The organism is Streptococcus oralis subsp. dentisani (assembly GCF_003944205.1).
Classification (GTDB): Bacteria; Bacillota; Bacilli; order Lactobacillales; family Streptococcaceae; genus Streptococcus; species Streptococcus oralis_BH.
In genome coordinates this window covers 1-20,511 of sequence record NZ_RJPH01000016.1, presented here as the reverse complement: position 1 = coordinate 20,511, position 20,511 = coordinate 1, and the positions used below count along the sequence as shown (strand labels likewise).

At 41.0% G+C, this 20,511-nt stretch carries 24 protein-coding genes; all 24 read right to left on the bottom strand.

What is annotated here, in order from left to right; all coding sequences use genetic code 11:
• Positions 1–14 precede the first annotated feature (14 nt).
• Positions 15–638, bottom strand: a complete 624-nt coding sequence (locus D8805_RS09085) for a Pr6Pr family membrane protein (RefSeq protein ID WP_084925667.1) — start codon at positions 636–638, stop codon at positions 15–17.
• A gap of 2 nt (positions 639–640) precedes the next feature.
• A complete protein-coding gene (locus D8805_RS09080) occupies positions 641–979 on the bottom strand; it encodes a zinc ribbon domain-containing protein YjdM (RefSeq protein ID WP_125416935.1) in 339 nt (112 codons plus the stop codon).
• Between the two features lie 210 nt (positions 980–1,189).
• Positions 1,190–1,708, bottom strand: coding sequence for a Dps family protein (locus tag D8805_RS09075; RefSeq protein WP_185774594.1), 519 nt, complete (start codon positions 1,706–1,708; stop codon positions 1,190–1,192).
• A gap of 149 nt (positions 1,709–1,857) precedes the next feature.
• Positions 1,858–3,639: an ABC transporter ATP-binding protein gene (locus D8805_RS09070; RefSeq protein ID WP_125416931.1), complete on the bottom strand. Its 1,782-nt coding sequence runs from the start codon at positions 3,637–3,639 to the stop codon at positions 1,858–1,860.
• Between the two features lie 8 nt (positions 3,640–3,647).
• On the bottom strand, positions 3,648–5,384 hold the full coding sequence (locus D8805_RS09065; RefSeq protein ID WP_125416929.1) for an ABC transporter ATP-binding protein: 1,737 nt from the start codon (positions 5,382–5,384) through the stop codon (positions 3,648–3,650).
• 178 nt (positions 5,385–5,562) lie between these two features.
• Positions 5,563–6,321, bottom strand: a complete 759-nt coding sequence (gene tpiA / locus D8805_RS09060; protein ID WP_000087899.1) for a triose-phosphate isomerase — start codon at positions 6,319–6,321, stop codon at positions 5,563–5,565.
• 96 nt (positions 6,322–6,417) lie between these two features.
• Entirely contained in the window at positions 6,418–7,095 is a 678-nt protein-coding gene (locus D8805_RS09055; RefSeq protein WP_000220739.1) for a DnaD domain-containing protein, read from the bottom strand.
• An 8-nt stretch (positions 7,096–7,103) separates the two neighbouring features.
• A complete protein-coding gene (gene metA / locus D8805_RS09050; protein WP_001122727.1) occupies positions 7,104–8,048 on the bottom strand; it encodes a homoserine O-acetyltransferase MetA in 945 nt (314 codons plus the stop codon).
• 186 nt (positions 8,049–8,234) lie between these two features.
• Positions 8,235–8,747, bottom strand: coding sequence for an adenine phosphoribosyltransferase (locus D8805_RS09045; protein ID WP_001049316.1), 513 nt, complete (start codon positions 8,745–8,747; stop codon positions 8,235–8,237).
• A gap of 119 nt (positions 8,748–8,866) precedes the next feature.
• Positions 8,867–9,304 (bottom strand): GNAT family N-acetyltransferase, encoded by a 438-nt coding sequence (locus D8805_RS09040; protein ID WP_000943033.1) that lies wholly within the window; start codon positions 9,302–9,304, stop codon positions 8,867–8,869.
• A gap of 73 nt (positions 9,305–9,377) precedes the next feature.
• Positions 9,378–10,067 carry a 50S ribosomal protein L1 gene (rplA, locus tag D8805_RS09035; RefSeq protein ID WP_001085673.1) on the bottom strand — a complete coding sequence of 230 codons (690 nt, stop codon included), beginning with the start codon at positions 10,065–10,067 and terminating at the stop codon, positions 9,378–9,380.
• Positions 10,068–10,274: 207 nt separating this feature from the next.
• A complete protein-coding gene (gene rplK / locus D8805_RS09030) occupies positions 10,275–10,700 on the bottom strand; it encodes a 50S ribosomal protein L11 (RefSeq protein ID WP_001085808.1) in 426 nt (141 codons plus the stop codon).
• 122 nt (positions 10,701–10,822) lie between these two features.
• Complete coding sequence (gene ldcB / locus D8805_RS09025; RefSeq protein WP_125416927.1) at positions 10,823–11,539, bottom strand: LD-carboxypeptidase LdcB/DacB; 717 nt, start codon at positions 11,537–11,539, stop codon at positions 10,823–10,825.
• Positions 11,540–11,554: 15 nt separating this feature from the next.
• The gene (locus tag D8805_RS09020; RefSeq protein WP_125416925.1) at positions 11,555–12,016 is read right to left on the bottom strand and encodes an HIT family protein; all 462 of its coding nucleotides are present in this window, start codon (positions 12,014–12,016) and stop codon (positions 11,555–11,557) included.
• A gap of 1 nt (position 12,017) precedes the next feature.
• The gene (locus D8805_RS09015) at positions 12,018–13,055 is read right to left on the bottom strand and encodes a M42 family metallopeptidase (protein ID WP_125416923.1); all 1,038 of its coding nucleotides are present in this window, start codon (positions 13,053–13,055) and stop codon (positions 12,018–12,020) included.
• A 100-nt stretch (positions 13,056–13,155) separates the two neighbouring features.
• Positions 13,156–14,481 carry a branched-chain amino acid transport system II carrier protein gene (gene brnQ / locus D8805_RS09010; protein WP_185774593.1) on the bottom strand — a complete coding sequence of 442 codons (1,326 nt, stop codon included), beginning with the start codon at positions 14,479–14,481 and terminating at the stop codon, positions 13,156–13,158.
• A 170-nt stretch (positions 14,482–14,651) separates the two neighbouring features.
• Positions 14,652–14,870 carry a rhodanese-like domain-containing protein gene (locus D8805_RS09005; protein WP_125416919.1) on the bottom strand — a complete coding sequence of 73 codons (219 nt, stop codon included), beginning with the start codon at positions 14,868–14,870 and terminating at the stop codon, positions 14,652–14,654.
• A gap of 21 nt (positions 14,871–14,891) precedes the next feature.
• Entirely contained in the window at positions 14,892–15,383 is a 492-nt protein-coding gene (locus tag D8805_RS09000; RefSeq protein WP_125398899.1) for a prolyl-tRNA synthetase associated domain-containing protein, read from the bottom strand.
• A gap of 12 nt (positions 15,384–15,395) precedes the next feature.
• Positions 15,396–15,980 carry a uracil-DNA glycosylase family protein gene (locus D8805_RS08995; protein ID WP_125416917.1) on the bottom strand — a complete coding sequence of 195 codons (585 nt, stop codon included), beginning with the start codon at positions 15,978–15,980 and terminating at the stop codon, positions 15,396–15,398.
• A 53-nt stretch (positions 15,981–16,033) separates the two neighbouring features.
• Positions 16,034–17,434, bottom strand: a complete 1,401-nt coding sequence (pepV, locus tag D8805_RS08990) for a dipeptidase PepV (protein ID WP_125416915.1) — start codon at positions 17,432–17,434, stop codon at positions 16,034–16,036.
• A 12-nt stretch (positions 17,435–17,446) separates the two neighbouring features.
• Complete coding sequence (locus D8805_RS08985; RefSeq protein ID WP_000670170.1) at positions 17,447–18,052, bottom strand: nitroreductase family protein; 606 nt, start codon at positions 18,050–18,052, stop codon at positions 17,447–17,449.
• A 185-nt stretch (positions 18,053–18,237) separates the two neighbouring features.
• A complete protein-coding gene (locus D8805_RS08980) occupies positions 18,238–18,762 on the bottom strand; it encodes a hypothetical protein (protein WP_000720917.1) in 525 nt (174 codons plus the stop codon).
• Positions 18,763–18,919: 157 nt separating this feature from the next.
• Positions 18,920–19,759 carry a metallophosphoesterase family protein gene (locus D8805_RS08975; protein WP_125416913.1) on the bottom strand — a complete coding sequence of 280 codons (840 nt, stop codon included), beginning with the start codon at positions 19,757–19,759 and terminating at the stop codon, positions 18,920–18,922.
• Positions 19,760–19,825: 66 nt separating this feature from the next.
• The coding region (locus D8805_RS08970) for an AAA family ATPase (RefSeq protein WP_142999748.1) at positions 19,826–20,511 on the bottom strand (686 nt) is incomplete at its 5' end.

The following is a 20,511-nucleotide window of genomic DNA, read 5'->3' as shown; positions in this document are numbered from 1 at the left end:
TCCTCATAGGAAGACTATTTTCGCTTGATTTGCTTGATCAGATAGAAGATGAAGCCTGCAACCATATAGGCTACAAAAATGATCAAACACCATTTGATAACCACGTCCCAACCCTTGTTCACATTTAAAAAGAAATAAGGGAAGGGATTGTCCTTGGAATTTGGAATATTGAGTTTCAAGACAAGACCATTAAACAAGGCAAAAATCATATAAACCAAGGGCAAGATGGTCCACAAGACTGGATCCCAGATCTTGTATTGACCCTGTTTATCAAGAAAGAGGGTATCGGCTAAAAACCAGAGTGGAACGATATAGTGGCAAAGGAAATTTTCCACACGGTAAAAGTCTGTCGCGATCGGAGCAAGCATAAAATGGTAAATCACACAGGTAATCATGATACTCATGGTAACGCCACCCTTGAGACGAAGCAGGGTCGGACTTTGCCAATTTTCACCTGAACGGCTCATCACACGGAGCAGGTAGCCCGTGAAAATCGTTACCAAAAGATTGGACAACACTGTGTAGTAAAGGAGCATACCAAAGCCACCGTGCTTGGTAATCTCCAAATAAACTCCTGTAAATGCCGCTAAGAACAAGAGCACACGACTATAAAAGATAAATTTATAATTCAGTTTCATGGCTAGATTTTCTTAACAAATTCTGACTTAAGTTTCATAGCTCCAAAACCATCAATCTTACAATCGATGTTGTGGTCACCTTCTACGATACGGATATTTTTGACACGAGTTCCTTGTTTCAAGTCCTTTGGCGCCCCTTTTACTTTCAAGTCCTTGATAAGGGTTACAGTATCGCCGTCGGCCAATTTATTTCCATTGGCATCGATAGCGATAACACCTTCTTCTACTTCTGCGACTTCAGCAGGGTTCCACTCATAGGCACACTCTGGGCAGACCAAGAGACTTCCGTCTTCATAGACATATTCGGAATTACATTTTGGGCAATTTGGTAAGTTGTTCATAAGTCCTCCTTAAACTATCAATTATTCTTTGAAATTCATATATTATTGAACAGCAACTATTATACCGTAAAATCCTACTTTTGACAATGTGTCCGAAGTCCAGCAGACAAAAAAAGTCATGCAACTTTTTACAGTTACATGGCTTTTAAAAGATGATTTGTCATGGGCACTTATCAAGCACCTCATGATAAAAGGGGTAGCAACTATATCTTACAAACCAGGAGCTTGTCCAAGTTCTGCTGTAAGCATCCAGACTGTTTTCTCAAGTTCAGCCTTAGCCCCAACAAAGATATCGTTTGTAACATCATCGCCTTCTTCGTCAGTTACATCCAAAGCTTTTTGGAAAAGAGCGATGAGGTAGCGATAAATCGCTAGAACACGTTCCAAGCTTTCTTCAACGTTACGGAATTCTCCTTCTTCTTCTTCGATTTCACTGTGTTGAAGGAACTCTGTCAAAGTTGAGTAAGGTTTACCACCAAGGGTAATCAAACGTTCACTGATTTCGTCAAGATAGCCATCAAGACTGTCCATGTATTCATCCATTTTTGGATGCCAAACGAGGAAGCCACGGCCACGCATATACCAGTGAACTTGGTGAAGGGCGATGTGAGCCACATACAAGTCCGCTACTGCTTGGTTCAATACTTCCTTTGTTTTTGCCAATGCTACTGGCGCTGCTTTAGATAATGTTGTTACGTCTTTTACTGCTTCTTTTTTCAATTCAACCATTTTTCTTACCTCGTAAATATTATTTTTGTAACCAATTTATTGATTACTACCTAAGTATACTACTCCTGGTATACAAAAGCAAGGGAATTAACTCATATTAAAAAAGTTGTAATTGACTGATAATTTAAGAAAAATCTAGCCTTATTTTATTAGCTGACTTGATCGGATTTACTCGAAAATTGACTTTGATAAAGGTCGTAATAGAAGCCTTTTTCTTGGAGCAAGCTTTCATGATTTCCCTGCTCAATAATCTGTCCATCTTTAAGAACGAGAATCTTATCTGCTTCTTGAATGGTCGAAAGACGATGGGCGATGACAAAGCTGGTTCTTCCCTTCATCAACCGTTTCATAGCTTTTTGAATCAAGAGTTCCAAACGGGTGTCAACAGAGGAAGTTGCTTCATCCAGAATGAGAATTTTAGGATTGGCTAGGAGAGCACGCGCGATGGTCAAGAGTTGCTTTTGCCCGAGGGAAATATTGCTGGACTCTTGGTTCATCTCCATATTGTAACCACCAGGAAGAGTTCGAATAAAGTGGTCTACATTTGCTGCTTTGGCAGCTTCTATTATCTCCTCATCACTGGCGTCAAGATTTCCAAAACGTAGGTTTTCTTTGATCGTACCTTCATATAGCCAAGCATCCTGTAAGACCATCCCAAACTGACGGCGGTAGTCTTGTCGTGACAACTGACGAATATCTTGCCCGTCAACCAAGATTGCACCTGCTGTGACATCGTAAAAGCGCATAAGCAGATTGATTAAGGTCGTCTTACCAGCTCCAGTAGGACCAACGATCGCTACCATCTCTCCTGGTTGAACTTCTAGATTAAAGTTTCGAATCAATGGTTTGTTTTCAACATACTGGAAATCAACCTGCTTAAAGGTTACCTGACCCGTTAAAGGTTCAAGAATTTCGAGTTCTTCTCCCTCAACTTCCTCTGTCTCATCCAAGATCTCGAAGATACGATCTAACGAAGACTTGGCACTTTGCATTTGACCCGCAAGTTGTGTGATGTTTTGGATAGGCTGGCTAACCTGCCAGACATACTGAACAAAAGCCTGCATATTCCCTACTGTCAAACGACCTGCAATAACCTGCAAACCACCAAGAACTGCAACGATCAGATAGGTCAAGTCTGATACGACATGAAGGGCTGGCATCATGAGTCCAGAGATAAAGCTAGCTTTAAAGCCTACACGTTGGAGATCGTCCGTAATCTCAGAAAACTCTTTATGCGAAGTTTCCTCACGGCCATAGAGTTTCAAAACATTAAAACCTGTGAGATTTTCCTGCACATAGCCATTCATCCGTCCTAAAATAGCTGCCTGCTCTTTAAAATAAGGCTGAGAACGTTTCAGGATGCTTCTAGCACCAAAATAGGTCACTGGAATGGATAGAATCACCACTATAGCCAGTTGAAAGTTCAAGTATAAAACCATTCCCATCACGAGGACAATCGTCAGAACGGCATTGACAATTTGGAGGAAAGACTGCTGAAGAGCGTTGGACACTGTCTCAACGTCACTGGTAAAGCGCCCCAACAAATCACCGAACTGGTGTTTGTCAAAGAAGGATACTGGGATACGATTGATTTTTTCAGTCATTTCATTTCGCAGATCCTGAGTCATAGACTGGACTGCATTGGTCATGAAATAGTTGGAATAATAAGAACCAAGTTCATACAAGAGACCTCTAAAGAGGTAAATGATTAAAACTGTCCCGATGTAGCCAGTATTGATATGAGCACCTGAAAGGCCATTAGCCATATCTAAGAGATTCTTTGTCAACTCCGTAATGGCTAGCCCCAAGACAAAAGGCTCCAAGACACTCATGACCACACTCAAAATTTTTAGAAAGACTGCAAAGAAAACAGAAAAACGGTAGGCTTTTAAATAGCTCCACAAACGAGCCAAACTAGATTGTGTTTTCATATTTCCTCCTATTCTTCTGTGAGAGATGCATTTTTCAACTGCGACTCAGCAATTTCACGATAGATGTCATTGGTTTCCATCAATTCCTCATGGCGACCGCGACCCACGATTTCTCCCTTATCAAGAACGATGATCTGATCCGCATCCATGATGGTTCCGACACGTTGAGCAACAATTAAAACTGTAGCATTCTGTGTGACTTCCTTGAGACGACGGCGTAAAATAGCATCCGTGCGATAGTCCAAGGCTGAGAAGGAATCGTCAAAAATATAGATATCAGGATTCTTTATAACCGCTCGGGCAATTGATAGACGTTGCTTCTGTCCTCCCGAAAGGTTGCTTCCGCCTTCAGCTAGATGAGTCGCAAAGCCTTCTTCTCGGCTTTCGATAAAATCTTTGGCTTGCGCCACGTCCGCTGCCTGATGTAGGTCATTGTGACTAGCATCTTCCTTCCCATAGCGGATATTTTCAGCGATAGTTCCTGTAAAAAGCAAGGCCTTCTGCGGGATAAATCCAATCTTTTGACGGAGAGACTTGAGGCGATAATCCCTCACATCGACACCATCAACTTTGATTTTCCCAAGGGTGACATCGTAAAAACGAGGAATCAATTGCACAAGAGAGGACTTGCCCGATCCGGTCGATCCGATAAAAGCAATGGTTTCACCCGGTTTAGCGCTGAAAGAAATGTTATGCAAAACAGGATTTTCCGTCTCACCAGGATAGGTAAAAGTGACATTTTCAAATTCCAAATAGCCGTGGGTTGCTGTCTCTCTGACGCCTCCTTCATTGGGATCAATAGAAATCGGCATATCCATGACTTCTTTCAAACGTTCACTCGAAACGGCTGTACGAGGGTACATGGTGAAGAGATTGGATAGGAAAAGGAAGGACAAGAGAGCGTGGAAACTATATTCGATAAAGGCTACCAGGTCCCCAATTTGCAGAGAACCTTGTTTGATAGGGGCCAGAGCGAACCAGACAATAGCTACAATCATGGCAATGATAATCTGAACAAACAAGGGTTCTGTCAGACCAGTTAGTTTAAACAGACGATTGGAATTAGCTGCATAGACTGCATTTTGTCCTGCAAAGCGTTCCTCTTGAAACTCCTCACGGGCAAAGGCACGAATGACACGAAGCCCCATCAGATTTTCACGAGCGTATTGATTGATTTTGTCCAAAGTTTTCTGCTGTTTCTCTGATAAAGGACGAGTTTTAACAGCAACATAAATGACCACCACAGCCAAGAAAGGTACTGCAAAAGCCACTATCCAAGCTAATGACGGGCTGGTCAAAAAGATCATTAAAATACTAGACAGCATCATCATGGGAGTGATGACACCCAGTTTTAAGGTCTGTTCTGCAAACTGCATGAGAACAAAGGCATCACTGGTAATACGAGTAACCAGTGAAGACACTCCTATCTTTTCATATTCATGATGAGAATACTCTTGTAATTTGGCATAGAGATCATCCCTCATATCCTTGACCATATTGGTCGTTAGCTTACTAGCAGCATAGGCTAAGACTATACGCCCCAAGGTTCCACATAGGATAATCACCAGCATAATTGCAGCCCAAACATACAATTGCTGTTCATTCCCTTTATTCACACCTTCATCAATCATCCGAGCCAGAACGGTTGGCAGTCCAAGATTGACGATAACAAAGAAAACCGCTCCAAGGAAATCCAAGAATAACCACTTGGGATATTTTTTCAAATAAGACCAAATATAGAGCATAACTCCCCCTTTCATAACCTTTTGATACAGAAAAGAGCGCACATCTGCACGCCTTTCCTTCCCTAAGGAACTTTCCTAGTCGGAAAAATTCCTCTTTCACAAGAATACTCCAAGTAAAAACAAGACAGGCAGTCAAAGTCACCTGGTACCTTTGACTGTCTGTCTGGAATAAGTTAGATTATTTTACAAAATCAAGCAATGCCAAGAAGCTTTCAGCTTCAAGTGACGCACCACCAACAAGGGCACCGTCAACGTCTGGGCAAGCCATGTATGAAGCAACGTTTTCAGGTTTAACAGAACCACCGTATTGAACACGAACTTTGTCCGCAACTTCTTGACCAAAGTCAGCCGCTACAACGTCACGAACTACTTTACACATTTTTTGTGCGTCGTCTTGTGAAGCTGATTTACCAGTACCGATTGCCCAGATTGGCTCATAAGCGATAACTGATGCAGCAACTTGTTCAGCTGTCAATCCAGCCAATGCAGCAGATACTTGTGCACCTACGAATTCAGCAGCTTTACCAGCTTCGTAAGTTTCAAGTGACTCACCACAACAGATGATTGGAAGCATACCGTTTGCAAAGATCGCTTTTGCTTTTTTGTTGATATCTTCGTCAGTTTCATGGAAGTAGTCACGGCGTTCTGAGTGACCGATAACAACGTAGTCAGTACCGATTTCTTTCAAAACTTGTGGGCTAGTTTCACCAGTGAACGCACCTGCATTTTCAAAGTAGCAGTTTTGAGCAGCAACTTTAAGGTTTGAACCTTTAGCAGCAGCAAGAACAGCTGTCAAATCAACTGCAGGAGCTGCGATACCTGCTTCAACAAGGTCTGATGAAGGAAGTTTTGATGCAACGGCTTCAACGAATGCTTTTGCTTCTTCTGGATTTTTGTTCATTTTCCAGTTACCAGCGATAAATGGTTTACGTGACATTTCACATACCTCTTTTTTCATTTTATTCACTATTATTCTATCATATTTATAAGGAGCTTGCAAACCTTACTCTAATTTTCAAAATTTTTCAAGCGACTAATCTTGCCACAAATTCATAGCATCGAGGAAATCAGCCGAAGCCTGAACTTGTTTGGGATTGTTGGCTTCTCGCTCTGCTCGTTTGGCCTCTACCTGAGCCACAGACTGAATACCTTCATGGCGCCAGTTTCGAAGGATGGCCTGAATATATTTCCAGTTTGGCTTGCCATTTAGAACAGCCTCTCGGAGAGCTTCTTTGATCAAATCCGCCTTGATCCCATCTTCTTTGACAGTCTTGGAAAGATCTTCGATTTCAAATGGCGTTAACAAGCGTCCTAATTCCTGCTGAAAAGTCTCAACCAGATCCTTCAATTGATTTTGCGGGTTTGGGGCAGTTGTAGCTGGAGTCTGACTGTCCAACAAGTTATCCAAGCGTTCAAAGGCCAAACTAGCATCAAAAATAAGCTCAATTTCCCCATTTAGTTCAATGGTACGATATTGTAGCAAACCATTTTCAGTCAAGTTTGAAATGGATTGGTTGACATCTGCAAGTTCTTTTCCAATAGTTTCTGCAATTTGGCTTGGCGACAGCTCATCCAAAGCAGATGTATTTTGTAGATAAAAAAATTGCCAGACGAGAAAATCATCACTAGAAGGAAAGAGTTCCTTAAAATGCAAGAGCAGGGCACTTGGCAAAACCAAGTTCCCTGATTTGAAAGCGTCAAAATATGTCATAATTCCTCTTATAAATATCCAAATGCAGCCGCATCATCCTCTACCTTTCTCCAGTCAAAAGGGGTTTCTTGATAAACTGCATAGTTAACCCAGTTACTGAAAAAGAGAGCAGCTGAAGAAGACCAACAGAGACACGGTGTCTCATTCACATCATCATTTTTGAAGTAATTTTCTGGAATGTGAGGATTAAGTCCTGCCTCACAATCACGAAAATACTCTTTTGCTAGAGTATCACGGTCATATTCTAAATGACCAAAACTATAAATTTCACGAAGATCCCGACTGGCTAAAATAGAAACACCGACTTGTTCTCCCTCAGAGAGGATTTCCAGATTGGTTTTTCCTAAAATTTCCTCCTTATAGATCTCAGTATGACGAGAATGAGGAGCTACATAGCGATCATCAAAACCACGAAAGAGAAGATGGCCCTCTTTCAAGGTATCCTGCGGGTAAATGCCTGATAATTTCTGAGCCATCTGGTGTTTTTCAACTCCATAGCGCGCATAAAGACCTGCTTGGGCACCCCAACAGATATGCAGGGTAGAAAAAACATGTGTCTTGGACCATTCGATGACCTGCTTAAACTCCTCCCAGTAGTCCACCTCCTCAAAAGGCAAATGCTCGACTGGTGCTCCTGTGATAATCATTCCATCAAAAAAGTCATCCTTGACCTCTGGAAAGGTCTTATAGAAGGTTTCCATATGTTCGGCACGGGTTGTCTTGGAACGGTGTGTTTCCATATATAAGAAATCAATATCTAATTGCAAAGGGGTATTAGCCAAATGCCGTAAAAGTTGCGTTTCTGTTACCATCTTTTGAGGCATGAGATTTAAAATCAAAATCTTCAAGGGGCGAATATCCTGATGAGCGGCCCGTTGGTCGTCCATAACAAAGATATTTTCTGTCCTTAAAATCTCCACAGCTGGTAATTTTTTATCAATTCGAATCGGCATAATACCCTCCTAACAGTTCTCTATTTCGGGAATGATGTTGTCTGTTTGAAAGTAAAAACCTCCAAATACTTCTTCCCTTTATTATACTGTATGAAGATATAGTTTTCAATTATAGTTTTTCTCTAACTAGCTATAGTTAATTTATATAGCAGATGAAGAGAAAACAGCCCCAAGGACTGTTTTTCATTAATAATGCATAAGTACCTTGTAATCGTAATCTCCGATTTTTTCACGGCCTTTAAGCTCATCCAACTCAATCAAGAAAGCACAACCGGCTACAACTCCACCGAGTCTTTCGATCATTTCGATGGTCGCTTTAACTGTTCCACCTGTCGCCAAGAGGTCATCTACGATGAGAACACGTTGACCTGGTTTGATCGCATCAGCATGCATGGTCAAGGTATCAATACCGTACTCTTTTTCATAGTCAGCAGAAATCACTTCACGTGGCAATTTCCCTGGTTTACGAACGGGAGCAAATCCAATCCCCAACTCAAAGGCAACGGGACAGCCGACAATAAATCCACGAGCTTCTGGTCCCACAATCATGTCGATCTTCTTGTCTGTTGCATACTGAACGATTTCACGAACAGCATAACTATAAGCATTACCATCTGCCATCAATGGGCTGATATCACGGAAGGTGATGCCTTCCTTGGGATAATTTTCAATCGTTGCGATATAATCTTTTAAATTCATCTTTTTCTTTCTTTCAAAGTTTTTTACTCTCTATTATACCATATTTTTTGTGAAAGAAGAAATAGAAGATTTTTATTTGCTAATCCATGATTTCGTTCTGACTATTTGAGATTCAAGCTTTAATCCAACCATTGAATATAGGCTGTTTTATCTTCACTATTATAACCAGCTCCTTTATAAAAATTCTGAGTACTTGCATTTTTAGAACCTGTCAGAAGCATCATCTTATAACAATTTTCCTCTTTAGCTATCTGTTTAGCGTATTCAAGACAAGCGCTTGCATACCCTTTCCCTCTATCTTCTTCTCGGGTCACCACATTTTCTATCAAAGCATAGGGTCTCACACCTCTTGTCAAATTGGGAATAATGACACAAATACAGGAGGAGACTATTCTTCCTTCCACCTCTTTCACGATAACATGATGGCGCTGGTCGGAAATCATCTCACTCCATACTTGTTGCAAATGAAGACTATCTTCTGGGATTTCTTTCTCATGTAAGGACAGGTAGAGATTTAATAATTCAAATAAATCCTCCTGTACAGCTTCTCTCAACACTTTTATTTCCTCCAATCCTTTGTTGATAGATTTGAATAAAAAAACTCTGACCGAAGCCAGAGATTCTAGTTAATTAAAGTGAGTTCACGTCAACCTTGATACCAACACCTTGAGTAGTTGTGATTGTCAAGTTTGTTACGTAAGTTCCTTTAGCTGTAGCTGGTTTTGCTTTTTGGATTGTTTCGTTGAAAGCTTTAAAGTTTTCAACCAATTTTTCAGCTTCAAATGATACTTTACCGATAATTGCTTGAACGTTACCTGCACGGTCAGCACGGTAAGTGATTTTACCACCTTTAGACTCTTCAACTGCTTTAGCAACATCCATTGTTACTGTACCAGTTTTAGGGTTTGGCATCAAGTTACGTGGTCCAAGGACACGTCCAAGACGTCCAACAAGAGCCATCATGTCAGGTGTAGCGATAACTACGTCGAAGTCCAACCAACCGTCGTTGATTTTCGCAACAAGGTCGTCTTCACCAACGAAGTCTGCACCAGCAGCTTTTGCTTCTTCAGCTTTTGCACCACGTGCAAATACAAGAACGCGAGCTGTTTTACCAGTACCATTTGGCAATACCATTGCGCCACGGATTTGTTGGTCAGCTTTTTTAACATCGATGTTCAAGTTGTAAGCAACTTCTACAGTTGCGTCAAATTTTGCAAAGTTAGTTTCTTTTGCAAGTGCTACAGCTTCTTCTACACTGTATGCTTTTGTGCTGTCGATTTTCTCAAGAGCAGCACGAAGTTGTTTGCTTTTTTTAGCCATTTTCTATTCTCCTTGTAAGTGGTTCAATCGATTTTCATCTCCCACGTCACTTCTCGAAATGATGAAGTCTTGCGGGTATTCAGTCTATTAATTTTCTTTTCCTACTTCGTTAAGTTCCTTTGCTGTACTCAAGTACAAGCTTCAGTCACTTGCCTAGTATGAAAAGCAACTAATAAACCGCTGTGAGATTTTCTACTATGTTATTGATTAGTCAACAACAGTGAATCCCATAGAACGAGCAGTACCTTCGATCATACGCATTGCAGACTCAATGTTTGCTGCGTTCAAATCTGGCATCTTAGTTTCTGCAATTTCTTGTACTTGTGCACGAGTAACTGTAGCAACTTTAGTTTTGTTAGGTGTACCTGATCCTTTTTCAACACCTGCAGCTTTTTTCAAAAGAACAGCAGCTGGTGGTGTTTTTGTAACGAAAGTAAATGATTTGTCTTCGTATACTGAGATAACAACTGGAATGATCATACCAGCTTGGTCAGCTGTACGAGCGTTGAACTCTTTTGTGAATCCCATGATGTTGATACCAGCTTGACCAAGAGCAGGTCCAACCGGTGGAGCTGGTGTAGCTTTACCAGCAGGGATTTGCAATTTTACAAGTTTTTCGACTTTTTTAGCCATTTTTAAATCCTCCTTTGTGGTTTTGGCGGTAATTAAAGATTTTTACCTCCCACAAGTATGCTTTACACATACCTTTCAATTATACACTATTTATCTAAAAATGCAAGAGAAAACTTTCATTTTTAATCGACATAATCTCCGCCCTCAAAGCCATAGTATTCTTCCAAACTGAGGCCACTTGCAGCAATTTCTTTGGCTTCTTTTCCAACGTAGCGAAGATGCCATTCTTCTGCCATGTAGCCAGTCTCTTTTTCCTTGCCTTTGAGATAGCGAACGACAAAGCCATAGTCAGCCGCATGATCCAAGAGCCACTGGGCTGCCTTTTCTTCAGTAACTAAATCACCATCTGTCCCGATAAGGTCAAAAGCAAGACCCGTTTGGTGTTCACTATAACCTGGGCGAGCTGAGTAGCGATCTGCTGCCTCCCTACCGTCTTGATTCACATAGTCTTGATAAAGCTTGGTTTGAGTTTCATAACTTCTAAAACCACTGTAATGATCGCTGATTGGGTAGCCAGCTGCTTGCATTGCTGCGATGAGTTTGAGCAACTCTGCTTTAGCTGTTGGATTTTCTCCTGGATTATAGTCTTTTGACAAAGGAAAGTGCTTATTAGCTATGACGATTTCATCGTATTTCCCTTGAATACTATAGTAGTCTCCCTTATTGACAACTTCTGCCTTCTTCTGACTAGAAGCTTGGGATTTGCTCCCTACAGTTCCTTCAGGTTGACTAGTTTGTTCTGTTTTTTGAGTATTTTCTTCATTTTTAGGTTTTTCTTGAGAACATGCTGCTAGGGTTAATGCTAGTAAACCAGATAAAATGACATATCTTTTTTTCATTTTTTTCTTCCTCTCTTAAACCGCGTGCTTCTCTAATTCATCAGATAAGGTTTTAATCATCTCTTCCAGTTCAGGGGATTGCACTTGGCATTCTTCTGCCGCCATTTCTTCCCAGGGCACCCACCAGACTGGACCACGACCATTGAGTCCGTGACCCTTCATATCACCTGACCGTCTTGGAAAGAGGTGCCAGTGAGCATGGGCATCTCCATTTCCTAGAAGTTCAATGTTCATCTTTTCAGCTTTAAACGTTTTGGCGACAGCTTCTTGGACCAAACTCATTTCCTCTAGAAAACGAAGTTTTACAGAAGTCTCCATATGATGGAGTTCCGTGACATGCTCTTTTGCTAAAAACAAGGTATAGCCCTTAAAGTACTGGTGGTCTCCAATAACAACATAGCCTGTTTCTAGTTCTTTTACAAAGTAGGGATTTTCCCCAGCTTTGATTAGTTCAATTCTTTGACAAATCAAGCACATATTAGTCTACCAATGCACTCTTGAGATAGGCATCGACCATACGCTCAGTCGCCACGACCGAATCAATATGTGTTCGTTCGTAAGAGTGACTGGATTCAATACCAGCTCCAAGGAGGGCATGCTTAACCTCGGCTCCTGCTGACATAGCTGCGGAAGCATCCGAACCGTAAAATGGATAAATATCGAGCTTAAATGGAATATCTTGCTCTTTCGCCAAAGCTACTAAGTGTTGACGGAAGTCATAGTGATAGGGACCTGAAGCGTCCTTGACACAGATAGACACTGTGTACTCATCCGTCTGCTGATCATCGCCCATAGCCCCCATATCGACAGCTAGATATTCCACTACCTGACTTGGAATATTGGAGTTTGCACCGTGACCCACCTCTTCAAAGACTGAAAAAGCAAAGTGTGTCGTCATTGGCAAATCAATTCCTTCTTCTTTATAAACTCGAAGAAGATTGAGCAAAATGGCTGCGCTGACCTTGTCATCCAAGTGGCGAGACTTGATAAAACCTGTTTCCGTCACAACTGTCCGTGGATCAAAGCTGATAAAATCACCGACCTCAATCCCAAGAGCACGAGTTTCTTTTTCATTGCTTACTTTTGCATCCAAACGCACTTCCATATTGTCCTGCGTGCGTTCAGCAGTTCCTGCATCTTTGTAGACATGGCAGGAAGTCTGGTGGATGAGGATGGTTCCAGATACCTTTTTACCTGTGCTAGCCACATGAACGGTACAGTTTTCTCCCTCAATCATGTTCCAAGGAAAACCACCGATACGATCCAATTTGAGACGGCCATCTGGTTTGACAGCACGAACAATAGCACCCAGCGTATCCACATGGGCAGTCACATAGCGGTGTTGCTCATCATTTTGACCTTTAATGGTCACATTGACACCGCCCTTGGCTGTACGAACCGGCTGGTAACCCAGCTCTTCTAAAGTACGGACTAGGTAGTCTGAAATCTCACGAGTAAAGCCCGTTGGAGATGCAATAGCGGCTAATTCTTTGATATAGTTTACAGTTTGATTCATTTCTTCACCTCTTTTGCTACCTATTATAGCACATTTCAGTAGAGAGGAAAAAAGAAAAAACACTCCTGTAGAGTTGACTTACAAAAGTGATTTCTATTTTTTATTCCATTTCAAAAACATCGCTTTCTTGCTTGTTTGGTAAAACCAAGGAAAGCAAAATTCCAATAATAGCTGGCACCAACCATGGTAGAGAGGCAGCTGCAAAAGGTAGAGTATTCACAAGGTTTGCTAGAAACTCAATCTTAAAGGAGCTTCCAAGAACACTTGCAAGAGCGATTGCTGTGACAAGTCCAATAGTTAACTGCATACCTGGTTTTGATAAGGCGACAAACTTATTAACAATCACAATCATCACAATGGCGATGGTGATTGGGTACAAGATTACCAGTACTGGCACTGAATACTTAATGATTGCATCAAGACCAAGGTTTGCAATAGCAAATCCAATCAAGGTAAAGGCAGTTGCATAGACCTTGTAGCTGATTTGTGGGAAACGTCCATTAAAGAACTCAGCTGTAGACACAATCAAGCCAACTGTCGTTGTGAAGCAGGTTACAGTTACCATAACAGCAAGGAAGAGTTGAGCTGTTGAACCAAAGATTTCCTGAGTTGCTTGTGACAAGATATAAACACCTGGTGTTCCACCCTTCATTGCTTCTGCTGGTACCGGGAAGTGATTTCCAAGGAATCCTAAACCGATGTAAAGAGCGCTAAAGGCAAGAGCTACAACGATACCAACCACCCAAATAGTTGAGATGTATTCTTTCTTACTGGAGAATCCAAGTTGTTTCAAGGTTTGAACAGCAATCACACTAAAGGCGACTGAAGCAAGAGCATCCAATGTATTATACCCTTCTAGGAAACCTGTCCCAAAAGCAGAGGATTGATAGACTTCTGAAGCTACTTGAGGATTTGTTCCACCATATTTAAAGGCACCTAGTACAACTAAGATAACGATCAACAAAGCAAAGACTGGCGTCAAGATGCGTCCGATTCGATCCAAAATCTTTGATGGATTGAGTGAAATAAGATAGGCTGCGGCAAAGTAAAGCACGGTAAAGATAATCAATCCTAGGCCTTTATTTGCTTCAGACAAGAGAGGGCTGATACCGACCTCATAAGCTGTTGTTGCTGTACGTGGAATGGCAAAGAATGGGCCAATCGATAGATAGAGGACTGCAAGATAAAGAGTCGCAAACCAAGGTGAGATTTTCTTAGAAATCTCATAAATGTACCCTTTAGGATTGAGCGTTCCGATGATGAGCGTTAGGACAGCAATCCCGACACCCGAAAATACAAAACCTGCGATGGCAGGAAGAAACTGTTCTCCAGATAGGGCACCTAGAGAAGGCGGAAAAATCAAGTTCCCCGCACCAAAAAATATTCCAAACAGGAGCAAGCCTGTTAGGGCACCTTTTTTAGCCATAAAAATCTCCTTCATATTTCTAAAATACTGACCTAGTATACCATGATTAAGACTCTGAAAAAAGTATCCAAAATTAATCATTGAATGTTTTCAATATTTTTAAAAATAAGAATTGTCTAAAAACAAATTTCTCCTACCTAGTCCACACCAAGTAAGAGAAATGCAAAATTTTAAAGATTTTCAAAGGCCGTCATGCCACCTTGAACATTGATGACCTTATATCCATGCTCCTCCAAGAACTGGCAAGCACGAGCTGATCTCATCCCTGATTTACAAATGACATAATGCAACTGCTCATTGTCCAACTCCTCTACTTCTCTCACATCTACTAGAGAAAGGGATTCTTTCTGGTAAAGTTGGTAAAATTTGTCAAAAACAATTTCTTTCATCATTTCTTCTTTTTGATGCCTTTAACGCAAAGTTAAAAACTTATAGGTAAATCCAATCGACTCTAAAAATCGGAACAAGTCTTTGCTTTTGATAAAGATGGTCTTTTCATTAGTATTGGGATGGAAAGTCATGATATCCTCCGATACAATGTCCTTATCAAAATAAACTAGAATGTCTTTTTCTTCATTATTTAACAAACCAAAAGGTGATACCGTTCCTGCTGGTAGGGTCATTTTCTCAGCCAAGGAGTCCAATGAGGCCATTCGAATCCGATCGGCTCCCACTTGAACTTTAAAGTCATCCATATCCAATCGTTTCTTGTCATCCATTATAAGCAGATAGTACTGAGTTTTCTTCCTATTGGTCAAAAACATGGACTTAGTCCGGACTCCTTCCATTCCTTCAATATAGCTATCTGCCTGCTCTGTCGTAAATACAGGTGGGTGCTCCACCACATCAAAGGTGATTCCCAACTCTTGCAACTTATTAGCTACTTGTTGATAAGCATCCATAGTTTTTCTCCGTTATTGATGAATAATCTTTTGTACCAACGCTTTCAAATCTGGCACCACTTCTGACTTAAACCAAGGATTCTTAGCCATCCAGATTTGATTACGAGGAGAAGGGTGAACTAGAGGAAAATATTCTGGCAAATAGTCTTTGTAGTGTTTTACCCGCTCTGTTACCTTGCCACTAATTTTCTCATGTAAATAGTAGGCTTGGGCATACTGGCCAATCAAAAGGGTCAATTCAATATTTGGACATTCCTTGAGGAGTTGTGGGTGCCATTTTTCGGCAAAGCCTTTACGGGGTGGAAGGTCGCCTGATTTTCCATGTCCTGGAAAATAGAAATCCATGGGCAGAACTGCGAAATAACCTGAATTGTAAAAAATGTCTTCATCCACGCCGAGCCAGTCCCGCAAGCGGTCACCACTTTTATCTTTCCAATAAAGACCTGCCTCCTGAGTCTTTAGACCAGGCGCTTGACCGACGATATTGATACGTGCTGTCTTTGGCGCTGCAAAGAGAGGCTCTATCCCCTGCTCTGTATAGCTTTTATTTTGCGAATCTGCCATAATGGCTTGTTTGATCTTTTCGATTTGAGACATCTAGTTTCCCTCCAAAAAGAAGTCCAAGCATAAAATCTCAGACTTCTATCGTTTTATTTGATTAATTCATAGATAGCTTCTGCATAGATTGCTGCTGCTCGGAAGAGATCGTCCAAGGCGATAAATTCATTGGCTTGGTGCATGGTATCGATAGAGTCTGGGAACATGGCACCGTAGGCTACACCACGCTCCAGCAAACGACCAAAGGTACCACCACCGATGACCTGCTCATGACCTTGAAGTCCAGTTTGTTTTTCATAGACATTCAACAAGGTTTGGACAAGCGGATCTTCCATTGGCACATAGTGAGGGGTGTGACCGTGTTCAGAAAGGCTAACAGAAGCAACTGGTAAGTTTTCAAGGATTGACTTGATGTGCTCTGGACTTGTTCCTTTTGGATAACGGAAGTTAAGGGCAATGGTATTGTCTGCACTTGCTTCGTCAAAGCGGAAGACACCCGCATTCATAGAAAGGGCACCCATCTTTTCATCCACATGAGCCACCTTGAGATTTTCACCTTCATGATCGTTCAAAAGAATCTTACCAGCGATGTCGAGGTAGTCTTTGGCTGGACCAGCAAAGTCAAACTGGCTGAGGAAGAGGGCTAGGTAAGTCGCACCATTGACACCTGAAGCAGGCATAGCACCGTGGGCTGATTTACCAATGATCGTCACCTTGTACTGACCGTTTTCTTCTTGAATTTCTCCTCTGAGTTTGTGCTCAGCAACAAAGGAATCTAGTTTAGCTTGCAAGTCAGTCAGCTCGCCTGAAACGACTGCTGTTGCTGATTCAGGTACCATGTTTTCACGCAATCCACCTGTGCAGCTGTGAAGACGGGCTGCACCTGTATTTTCACCTGCAAAGTGGAGGTATTCTGTGATATTCCCTTTTTCACCATTGATGATTGGGAATTCAGCATCTGGAGAGAAGCCAAAGTCTGGTTTTGCAAGTCCTACATGTTCAAAGTAATAGTCCATGTCTGCCCAGCCTGACTCTTCGTCTGTTCCGACAATGAAACGAACTTTCTTAGAAGTTGGAAGGCCCAATTCTTTGATGATTTTCAAACCATAGTAACAAGCTGTTGTAGGCCCCTTGTCATCTGAAGCTCCACGCGCATAAAGGCGACCATCTTTGATAGTTGGTGTATAAGGGTCTGTGTCCCAACCGCTACCAGCTGGTACCACATCCATATGGGCAAAGATTCCGAGAACTTCTTCTCCTTCACCAAACTCAAAATGTCCTGCATAGTTGTCGACATTGGTAGTTGGATAGCCATCACGGTCTGCGATTTCAAGGAATTTTTCTAAGGCTTTTACTGGGCCAGGTCCAAATGGATGCTGAGCGTCCGCCTTGCTGTCGTCACGTTCTGAGTTGATTTCCAAAAGGCTAAACAAGTCAGCCAAGAGGTCTTCTTTGCGTTTTTCTACTTCTGCTGTAAAATCAATTGCTGTCATTTTTTCTTCTTTCTATCTTTTCTCAATGATTTCATCTACTGGCAAGCGGTAGCTTGGTTCCAATTTTTCGTCAGTGTAACCTACCGTAATCAAGAGTTCTGGGCGGAAACGGTCTTCGATGTCCAAAACTTCGTTGGCTTTTGATTTATCAAATCCAAGAATAATGTTAGAACCGATTCCCTGGTCTGTCAGAGCGAGAACCAAGTTCATAGCAACCAAACCTGCATTGAGAGCTAGGTAGTCACTGACTTGTTGTTCACTGTAACGTGCAAACTCGGCAGGCAGATTCTTCATAAAATATTGAAGTTGCTCTTCAGAAAAGTTATTAGCACCACCAACTCTGGCAATCTTACGGGCACGTTTGGCAAGATCTGTATCTGTAAACAAGGCAATGGTTACAGGCGCTGATGATACTTGCTCAAAGTTCGAACCATAAGCCAATTTTGCCAGTTCGGCATTTTTCTCACGAACGACCACAAATTTCCAAGGTTGGCTGTTGTGAGCGCTTGGGGCCAAGGTTGCGATTTCGATAGCCGTACGCACATCTTTGGGATCCACCGGCTTATCAGTGAAATGCTTGGTCGCATGACGTTTTTTATTTAATTCAAGAAATTTCATAATCGATTTCCTTTTCTAATTCTACTGCTTCCATTCTACCATATTTTGAAAGAGCTTGCAGGGATTTTTCATAGAGTTAGTACTTCTTTCAAACTCTCTGCTATTAATTTGGAGCTATTTAAGTAGGTATCGCTTTAGATTTGAAGCAATCAAAAAGCAGGTGATCGAACACCTACTTTCTTATATTATTGACCAGATGTGTATGGAGCAATTGCTTTATAAGCCGCTTCCAGCGCTTTCTTCATTGTGTCACGTCCAGTTTTCAACTGTTGAACAAATAGAGTACGAGTTTGTTCTGGCACTACTGTATCATCAGAACCAATACTTGAAAGGCTTTCGTTAAATGACTCTCTTACAGTCTCCATAGACTTAAGCGCTGGTTCAACTTGGGCGTTATATGCTTCTTTTCCACTCTCTGGAATTTTCTCCCCAATTTCAACTGCATGCTTTTTATAATTGTCGACTAATTTGCCAAAGACTTTCTTCACATCTCCAACAGTTTTAGCATTGTCAATTTCTTCATCGGTAATCAAAACAACCTCATTATTTTCTGTCTTTGAACTAGACGTTGTTGATGAAGTCTCTGAAGAAGAAGTTTGTTCTACAGAGCTTGAAGTCTTAGTCGAAGAATCAGACGTTGTTTTCCCTGAACATGCTGCTAAAACAACAACAGATAAAAGAGCCATACTGGCTGTAATAATTTTCTTCATAATGTTCTCCTTTTTATTAAGAATTAAGTTCATTGTATAACAAAATAATTTCAATGTCAAACTTTAGCTAAGCCATCTTTTCTTCCTTATTGTCTGACTCTTTTCTAAGCGATTCGACTACAAACCTCACTTCAAATTAAGGGCGTCCATTTTATTTCTAACTTTGCAGAAAATCAAAATAATCTTTCACATCCTCTACATATCCATGCTTTTCAATTAAACTAGCTAAAAGTTCCAGATTGTGCCCCTGATAGTTGTCTTCTCGTCGTAGCTCTTCATACATTTCGATAAAGGGAAGACCCTTGGACTTGGCCAATTCTAACTCCGCTTCATAGTCATAAGCGACTTTACGAAACAGGATATTTACCAATTCCCCATCTTCAACCTCTATCACGGCATACTGGGCACGGTGATTTTTTAACGCCTCCCAGTTAAAATAGGGCATGCCAATCGTACCTGGATTGATGATTTGTTGCCCTTGACTGCCGTAACGAAGTAACTGCTTATGAACATGACCATAGACTGCCACGTCGGTTTCCTCATCTAGGAGTTGGTCAAATTTATCTGTGTTATTCCCAACAGACAGGTCCCCACCATAGTTTTTTTCAGGTAAATTATGAGAGAGAGAAAAGCGCAGTCCGTCAACTTCTTTCTTTTCCAGCAAAGGCAAGCTTCGTAGCCAGACAATCGTTTCAGGATCCATTCGCTCCATCAAAAACTGGGTTAATCGCATGAGCTGGACTTCCTGTGGGTCTTCTAAGCCATATTGCCCATCTAAAGCCTCAAGGACACAATCATCCCAATTGCCTCGAACACTTGCCGTGATAGGAAGTTCCTTTAACAGAGCTACCAAATCATTTGCACCTGGACCAGGGAGGAAAATGTCTCCCATAAGCCAATATTCACTGGCTCCTTGAGTTTGAGCATCTGCAATCACTGCTTCTAAGGCAGTCACATTTCCATGAATATCTGATAAAATTGCGATTTTATGGTTCATATTATTACTTTCTATTATTCATTTTCAAATGATTGTATTGATAATTCAATCTATTTACTTATAAACTCATCTATCCGCATTGGCACTACTTATATTTTCTTCAATCATTGCTCTGACCTGCTTGCGTTGTTCCTCATTTAGATTCAACTTCTGTAGTTGCTTTTCAATACTAAATTCTGAGGTATTGTATTTCTTATCATACATCTCTAATAATTTATTACGAAGAATAGGCTCGCTAATCAAATGAATTTCTTTTAATAGTTCTTCTTCATTTCCTTCCTGCTCCTCTTCTCCATTTAGTCTACTTATCATAGAATTAATCTTTGCTAAGGCAAAATCACCATAAATATTATCAATCAAATTTTCCTTCATGATTTCTTGGATATTCTTAGCGAAAGTATTTTGCAAAACTTTCCCTTCTGAGTATCCAGTTTCTTGATTTTTTTCAAGTATAATCACATTTCCTGGTTTAATATCAGATAACATATAGGGAGAGTGGGTAGTGAAGATGAATTGGAAGTTCATCCCTCCTATTTTGTTGATTTCATTTATATAATTGACTAAAAAGTTTATTAAGCTTCTAGACCATTCGAGGTGCATACCTGTCTCTATTTCATCAATTAAAATTATGTAGTGATCACGGGAAATATTATTAGATAAAACTCTTTTAATCTCACTAATTAAAAGTAAAAGATTAGTTTCTCCAGTAGACATGGTAATTGCAATCTCAGAAAATAATCTTTTCTTTCTTT